This is a genomic window from Clostridium sp. CF012, assembly GCF_018861755.1.
Lineage (GTDB): Bacteria > Bacillota > Clostridia > Clostridiales > Clostridiaceae > Clostridium_AD.
Genome location: NZ_JAHLEF010000037.1, coordinates 42,289 through 49,547, shown reverse-complemented (window position 1 = coordinate 49,547; position 7,259 = coordinate 42,289). Strand labels below are relative to the sequence as shown.

Annotated in this window: 8 protein-coding genes, 1 rRNA gene and 1 other annotated feature (1 of these 10 running past the window's edge); of the genes, 1 reads left to right on the top strand and 8 read right to left on the bottom strand. The window is 31.9% G+C overall.

What is annotated here, in order from left to right:
- A 16S ribosomal RNA gene (locus KPL50_RS22170) occupies window positions 1-394 on the bottom strand; the annotation flags it as partial.
- A 633-nt stretch (window positions 395-1,027) separates the two neighbouring features.
- On the bottom strand, window positions 1,028-2,161 hold the full coding sequence (locus KPL50_RS22165; RefSeq protein WP_216300710.1) for an alanine--glyoxylate aminotransferase family protein: 1,134 nt from the start codon (window positions 2,159-2,161) through the stop codon (window positions 1,028-1,030).
- Window positions 2,162-2,375: 214 nt separating this feature from the next.
- Between KPL50_RS22165 and KPL50_RS22160 the strand changes: the two genes are divergently transcribed.
- Complete coding sequence (locus KPL50_RS22160; RefSeq protein WP_216300709.1) at window positions 2,376-3,224, top strand: hypothetical protein; 849 nt, start codon at window positions 2,376-2,378, stop codon at window positions 3,222-3,224.
- 398 nt (window positions 3,225-3,622) lie between these two features.
- On the opposite strand, the gene KPL50_RS22155 is transcribed toward KPL50_RS22160, so the two are convergent.
- The 6 genes from KPL50_RS22155 to KPL50_RS22130 all read right to left on the bottom strand — a co-directional run bounded on the left by KPL50_RS22155 (window position 3,623) and on the right by KPL50_RS22130 (window position 6,946).
- Complete coding sequence (locus KPL50_RS22155; protein ID WP_216300708.1) at window positions 3,623-3,829, bottom strand: hypothetical protein; 207 nt, start codon at window positions 3,827-3,829, stop codon at window positions 3,623-3,625.
- Window positions 3,830-3,953: 124 nt separating this feature from the next.
- Window positions 3,954-4,259 (bottom strand): hypothetical protein, encoded by a 306-nt coding sequence (locus KPL50_RS22150; RefSeq protein ID WP_216300707.1) that lies wholly within the window; start codon window positions 4,257-4,259, stop codon window positions 3,954-3,956.
- A 126-nt stretch (window positions 4,260-4,385) separates the two neighbouring features.
- Entirely contained in the window at window positions 4,386-5,096 is a 711-nt protein-coding gene (locus KPL50_RS22145; protein WP_216300706.1) for a zf-HC2 domain-containing protein, read from the bottom strand.
- Complete coding sequence (locus KPL50_RS22140) at window positions 5,093-5,578, bottom strand: RNA polymerase sigma factor (protein ID WP_216300705.1); 486 nt, start codon at window positions 5,576-5,578, stop codon at window positions 5,093-5,095. Before KPL50_RS22140 ends, KPL50_RS22145 begins: the two co-directional genes overlap by 4 nt.
- Before the next feature lie 152 nt (window positions 5,579-5,730).
- The gene (locus KPL50_RS22135) at window positions 5,731-6,189 is read right to left on the bottom strand and encodes an NUDIX hydrolase (protein WP_216300704.1); all 459 of its coding nucleotides are present in this window, start codon (window positions 6,187-6,189) and stop codon (window positions 5,731-5,733) included.
- A gap of 289 nt (window positions 6,190-6,478) precedes the next feature.
- Window positions 6,479-6,946: a VanZ family protein gene (locus KPL50_RS22130; RefSeq protein WP_216300703.1), complete on the bottom strand. Its 468-nt coding sequence runs from the start codon at window positions 6,944-6,946 to the stop codon at window positions 6,479-6,481.
- A 232-nt stretch (window positions 6,947-7,178) separates the two neighbouring features.
- Window positions 7,179-7,259: a binding site (T-box leader), on the top strand; it runs 169 nt beyond the window's last position.

Below are 7,259 nucleotides of genomic sequence, written 5' to 3'. Positions count from 1 at the left end.
TCAGGGTTTCCCCCATTGCGCAATATTCCCCACTGCTGCCTCCCGTAGGAGTCTGGACCGTGTCTCAGTTCCAATGTGGCCGATCACCCTCTCAGGTCGGCTACGCATCGTTGCCTTGGTGGGCCGTTACCTCACCAACTAGCTAATGCGCCGCGGGTCCATCTCAAAGTGGAATCTCCGAAGAGAATCCTTTGATGTCTCGATCATGCGATCAAAACATATTATGCGGTATTAATCTCCCTTTCGGGAGGCTATTCCCCTCTTTGAGGCAGGTTACCCACGTGTTACTCACCCGTCCGCCGCTAATCCACCCCGAAGGGTTTCATCGCTCGACTTGCATGTGTTAGGCACGCCGCCAGCGTTCGTCCTGAGCCAGGATCAAACTCTCAATTTAAAAGTTTACACTTTTTATTTGAAATGAATAATCTGCGCCAACTGTTAAGCTGGTTAGCAAGCTCATTACATACTTTTTAGTCTTACGACTAAAATTACTTCTTTATCTAAAGTAATTAACTGGTCAAGCGAAATATTATTTCGCTATTTTACCTATTTCTCTGTTTAATTTTCAAAGACCAACTGTTTGTTTTGTGTTAATCGTCAACCGACGACTTCTACTATATTACTAGGTATTGCTTGTTTTGTCAACAACTTTTTAAAATTAAGTTTTCATATGAAAACTTATTAAATAGTAATTAGTATCTAGCGTTCTTCGCCATCATTCGCGACGACAAGGAGTATTCTATCATATACATATATAAGTCACTTATACTAACTCCTCAAATACGACAATTATATGCAATATTCTTTATAATACTACTAATTTTGAAGTTTCCTTGATACTGATACACTAGGATTAGTATACTCTCTTTAGTCCTAAAAGCACTAACTGTATGAACTCTTTCCACTTAGATTCCTATATTTTTATTCCATCTATATATATGAAGCGATATAAAAAAGCCGATGATTTCTCACCGACTTATACTTTATTCTACATATATACTTACCACTCATGTTCCTTTAAAAACAATTATATCTCGTTTAAAAAAACCTTAACAATATCTTTTTTACACTGAAAGCCTAGTGCCTTTAATGAATTTTGTAATGCTAATAGAGTATATACCATTTTATCTTTTTTCGCATTTTCACCCATATGACCTATTCTTATTACTTTTCCTTGTAGATACCCAAATGAACCAGCTATAAAAACATTAAACTCATCAAGCATATATTTTAATAATTCTTTATCATCTATACCCTTAGGTATTTCTATAACTGTTACAGTATTAGAATATCCCTCATCAATGTATAGATTAAGACCTGCTGCAATTACTGCTTTCCTTGTAGCTCGACCAATAGAATTATGTCTTTTAATTACCTCTTTATCCTCCAATATATTATCAATAGCCTGCCTTAGTCCAACAATGTCACTTATTGGTGGCGTATATGGAAACCATTTGTTTTCGTAATAATCCTTCCATACAAGTAAATTGCAATAGTAAGAAGCTATAGGGGTTTTTCTCTGCTGCATTAAGTTAAATGCATCTTCACTTATACTTATAAAAGTTAGCCCCACTGGAGCCGAAACACACTTTTGGGAAGCTCCTAATGCTATGTCTATTTTCCAATCATCTACTCTTATATCTTGTCCACCCATTGCAGCTACACTGTCTACTACAGTTAGTATACCGTTTTTCTTTAGCAAAGGGCATATTTTATCAATGTCATTTAAAACTCCTGAAGGAGTATCGCAATGTACTACAGTAGCATATTTAAAATTATGATCTTTTTCTAAAAACTTCTCTAGTTCTATTATATCTATCTTACATTTCCTATCCCCTTTAAAAAAAACCACTTCTCCACTGTACATTTTAACAAAATCCGCAAACCCTTCTCCAAATATTCCATTATCAATTACGAGTACCCTATCATGAGCTTCCGTTAGGGATGCGCATGCTGCTTCAAGGCCTAAAATCCCTTCACCGCTTAGTATTCTAACTTGATTATTAGTTTTTAAAAACTGACCTATTTTCTCACACGTTTGTTTGTAAAATTCATAAAACTGTAAATCTAAATCTGGATTAGTTGTAGCTAAAGCTCTGGCCATTCTGACGTTCTCTCTTACCTCCGTAGGTCCTGGAGTCATTATTTGAGACACTTTCATAATTTTCACTCCTTAAACTGTAGTATACAATATCATATTTAAAATTATAACACTGTTAATGGATTTTAAAAAATGTATCCATACAAATAGGATTTTTAATTTTACATTCATTGTATATTTTTTATTTTTTTGGGCATATTTGGGATAAAGCTATGTATTTTAGTGTTTTGCATAGAAATATTACAAATTTAAAAGTAGGTGTAAAAATATAAGTATGAAACATAATCTTATTAATTGGAAACTTCTATTACTTACAATTATTTATAGTGTAATTTGCATAGTATTTATTAAAAATTTTACAGGCTATACTAGTATAATTTTTAATGATTTTGAAAAAGGAAATTCCAAAATCATTATTACTACCCCTGCCTATGAAACAGCGCTTTCAAATAAATTGCCATATGCCACGACCCTATCACCAAGGGATAAGAAATCTCTTACTCTAAGTCGCGGTTACATTGAACCACTAGATATGAATTTATCAAAAAAAATTGAATCCTATAATTATGAAGATGATCTCTATACATTAAATGAATCTGCCCTCCTTGAAAGTTATAATACAAAAAAGGCTAACATTAGCTCAACCAATATTATGCCTAATGAAAATCCAGTTGTTAATGCTCACCTTCCAAATTATTTAATGTACAAGAATGTTAATATAACAAGCTTAAAAGAATTTTTGAAATCTAAGAACTCCCTCTTAATTGAAGAACCCTATTTTTCAGCAATATTAGATGTAAGCAAAGATTTTAATCTTAATCCACTTGTTATGTTCGCTATTACAGGGCAAGAACAATCCTTCGTACCCAAAGATGATGAAAATGCCTATAAAATCGCTAACAATCCCTTTAATGTGTTTTATAGCTGGAAAAGATATAATACAAGCATTGAAGATTCTGCCAGTATTGCTGCAAGAACTGTAGTCAATTTATGTAAAAATAAACCTAACAACATAGATGCCTTTACTTGGATTAATAGAAAATACTCTGAAGATAAAAATTGGTCAAAAGCTGTCCGCTCGATTTTTAATCAACTTGAAGATAATATTTCTTATTGGAAATAAATTAACTCTGCTTTAATGTATCCTCATACAATTTTATTTTTTTATAGGGATACATTAATTTTTTTATAAATTATTTATATAATGTAGCTCTTCCTCGTTATCAGTTATTCTAAGGTTTGGGGCACTTTGTTAGGACTTTGCTTTAACATCAACACTCTTTTTTATTATATTCTCAATATTTATATATGTTATATATATCTTATACACTATATATAACCATAAAGTATGTAAAAAGGAGAAACTTCCACATTCCATTCTCAGGCCTCTTAATATAAATATAGAACTGATATATCAAAAACCCACATCTTATTTGATATGGGTTTTCTACTTGTGTCGCCCGTTAAGAAACATGCGACTTAAACACACCATCCAATTAATTTCATTTGGTACAGGCCATACTATAGTTCATTTCTGTTAATTCGGTATTTACGTTTAAACAGGTATTTCCCTGTTGTAACAATAATAAAATCCTTATCTACTGACAAAGCAGATATATTTACCTTTTTATTATCTTTACCATCAATAAAAATCGCAGTTGGTCCATTATTTTCTATTATTAAAGGGTTTAGCTGTTTTAATATTTCAATTAATTTTTTCCTTTTCATCATACCCTCCTCAACTTCCAGTTATATAAATAATCTTCGTATATTTATAAATAATTCACTCTTTGTCATTATTATTCAAATATCGTAGATTCACGATTAAAGAATCATTTTCTACTAATCCGGCTTAAAACCTTTTTTTATATTCACTAATAATGCTATCTCTTTCAACTCTTGAAAACCTATGTCTGTCTTCTAAACACGCTCTTAAACATAACGGCTCAGAGTTTAAAGCGTCATAATAATTTCCATTAATATGATATATAGTGAAGAAACCCTCATTTAGCAATTCATCTTCATATTCAGTCACATCACTCGGACTTATCTTTCCAATCAATTGCTCCACCATTTCACTTTTATCTATAGTAGAAATTAAATATCTGTTAATCAAGTCGCTCAAAACCTTTAACATCTCTAAGCTTATACCTTCCACATAGAGTAGAAAACCCTATACCATCTCCCCTTACTAGCATCAAGGATGAAAACATAATGTGAAAAGCTATAAATATAATCATTACATAATCCACATTCTGCACTCTTTTAGTTCACAAACTACCGTTTATGGTTGTACACGCACTTGTCCAGGACTAACATTTAACTCTGCTTCAACTTTCTCACTAGCCTTTGGTAGATTCATCCCTTTTCTCCAAATCAGTATATTATCTTTTGGATTTCCCCAATATAACGCCTTAATTTCCGCACCATTACTATTCATTTCTTGAGCTTTAATATCAAAAAAATCATTATTGTTTACAGTCATATTAAATTTTACTTCTGTCTTAATTATTGGACGCAAAGGATTTTGATAAAAGTTTCCATCCCCGTCCATATCGTATTTAACCCTACGTAACTCAAAACGGTCTGTTGATTCAATATGATAAGCGATTCGACCATCTGCCAATAGAGAAACTCCCGATACCTTTACCACATCAGTAGGAACGCTTATAATGTTCCATTTAAACAAACCTATATACCCCAAAAATAAAACCGTGAATATTACAGTAGCACCGATTAATCCTCTGGTAAACGCTTTTATTTTTGAACGGTTCCAGGAATCTGCTATGTCTTTTATCGCATTAGCATTACTACGATTTTCTTCTATAGTTTCTTTCGGTAATTTGATATCAACTCCAATTCTGTCCAATTCGTTTTTACAGTTGTTACACTCATCAAGATGTTCCTCAACTACTTTATTACTTTCATCGCTGCACACCCTGTCATAATATAAGGGCAGTAAGTCTTTAATAATTCCACAGGATACTTTGCTCATTTTTGTACCTCCTTTAGATAGTTTTGTATTTTTAGTTTAGCACGGTGAAATGTAACTCTTGCCCAACTTTCGGTTTTCCCGAAGATTAGACTTATATTGGCAAATGATAATTCTCCGAACACTCTCAAGGTAAACACCTCTTTATATGGCTCACCTAAGTAATGTAAAGCCGTATGAATATAGAAAGCGTCTTCTTTATTCAATATCACTTCATCAATGCCATTATTGATTACTTTTTCATATATATTACTGGGTTCGAAGCTCTTCTGTTTGTCAATGTAGGAAAAGTAAGTATTTTTTGCAATTTGACAAAGCCAAACACTAACTTTACAATTACCCTTGAAATTATCAATGTTTTTCAAAGCCTTAAAAAAAGTTTCTTGTGTGATTTCCTCGGCAACTGTTTCATTACGACTTAAAGACAACACAAATGAGTAAACATCTTGGAAATATTGATTATAGATGTTTTCAAAATTCGCCACATTCTCACCTCCTCACATATATAAGACTGAATTAAAGATGTTTCGTTACAAAAAATCAAAAAAAATTAAAAGTAATAAATTCTGTCTATACAATTATTATTTATTCTAGTAATATAACTAACATTCATTACGCATTTGATTACAAGTTTGAATTAACCTTTTCCCCTTAAAGTCTCAGAAACCGCCCACGCTTGATGTTTTAAAAATAAACCCTTAACACACTCAACAGATTCAATCCATATTAATTCGTGGTCCTCTTCTACTTTTTTATTGGTCATACTTTTCAAATTCACGATATAGAAATATCCTATTCCATGCAAATATTTATTTGTCTTTGATACATGGTACAATGAAGCCTTACCAATGTACTTTTCTATTGAAACTTCAAATCCCGTCTCTTCTATAAATTCTCTTTCAATGCATTCTTTATGTGTTTCTCCATCCTCAATTCCACCACCAGGTAAAAAGTATCCTGTTGGTGTTTTTATAGTAGCAATTTTACCTTCATTATCAATAACAATTCCATATACACCCACTCTATTAATGTATTCCACTCCATCAATTTTCTCTCCGAATACCTTCTGATCACTATTTACAGCATTTTCAGACATGTTTACCCTCCTAATGAATAACTAAATTATTTAATTAAATCTACATGTTTAGCATCAAATATTTACATTATTATACCATTTATTACATTAAAGCTCCATATTTACAAACAACTTTATATTAGCGTACGTAGCACCTGATTTTTCTAATTTAAAAGAATAAACAAAATTCTCGGGTTGTTTTTAGGTACATTTATTTTGGATGGGGATCTGGTTTTTTTTGAGAAAGGTAGGGGGTAAACGCGAAAAAAGCTAATCGAGTGCGGAGCCGATTAGCTTTTTTAGAAAAACTTTATTTTAATTTAGTCAGGACTTTATTCGAAGAATTAGGTCTTTTTTTTAATGTGATAATGTACATAGTCAGAAATGCCGTAAGCCCACCGCATGTATCTACCATAACATCTCTAAAGGCAGGTCCTCTGCCCGGAACAAATGCTTGATGGAACTCATCTGAGCATGCATATAAAAATACCATTATCAGAATCCCAATAAATACTTTAATGTTCAAACTTTTCTTTGTGTTTATAGCTCTATATAACAGAATATACAAAATAAAATATTCGGTAAAATGGGCTGCTTTTCTAACTATAAAATCACTGAGAGTGCCAAGTATACTATTTAAGTCCAGCCCAATAAATTTGAATATATATATAACAAATTTATTATTTTCGCTTGATACCTCCCCAGGTTGACTAGAAAAGAGAAATATCAATATCATCCAACCTATAGCCAAAAGCCAATTTATATGTTTTTTCTTCATATATGCACCCCTTAAGTATTTCAAAAGTTCTTTATTAATACTTTTATTATGATTTATGTAAATATACTTGTCAATATTCCTTCTGAAAGGACATTAGTAATTAGATTCTAGTAGAGATACGTAATTAGCCTATAAACTTAGATTTTACAATTTTGTGAATTGGCCTAAAAATATTAATTTTGCATGTTGACAAATCCTAACTTGCAAGTTAAAATAAATGTAAGTTATTTTTATAAAGACTGTGACGAGAAGAGTACATATAGGAAGTAGTTAAAGCGAGTGGATTATAGTGAAAGTTCCATATGACGCCTAT

Excerpts from the sequence above, each read along its gene's own strand:
- KPL50_RS22165 (WP_216300710.1), bottom strand. The coding sequence starts at position 2,161 with ATGAAAGTGTCTCAAATAATGACTCCAGGACCTACGGAGGTAAGAGAG.
- KPL50_RS22160 (WP_216300709.1), top strand. The coding sequence starts at position 2,376 with ATGAAACATAATCTTATTAATTGGAAACTTCTATTACTTACAATTATT.
- KPL50_RS22155 (WP_216300708.1), bottom strand. The coding sequence starts at position 3,829 with ATGAAAAGGAAAAAATTAATTGAAATATTAAAACAGCTAAACCCTTTA.
- KPL50_RS22145 (WP_216300706.1), bottom strand. The coding sequence starts at position 5,096 with ATGAGCAAAGTATCCTGTGGAATTATTAAAGACTTACTGCCCTTATAT.
- KPL50_RS22135 (WP_216300704.1), bottom strand. The coding sequence starts at position 6,189 with ATGTCTGAAAATGCTGTAAATAGTGATCAGAAGGTATTCGGAGAGAAA.
- KPL50_RS22130 (WP_216300703.1), bottom strand. The coding sequence starts at position 6,946 with ATGAAGAAAAAACATATAAATTGGCTTTTGGCTATAGGTTGGATGATA.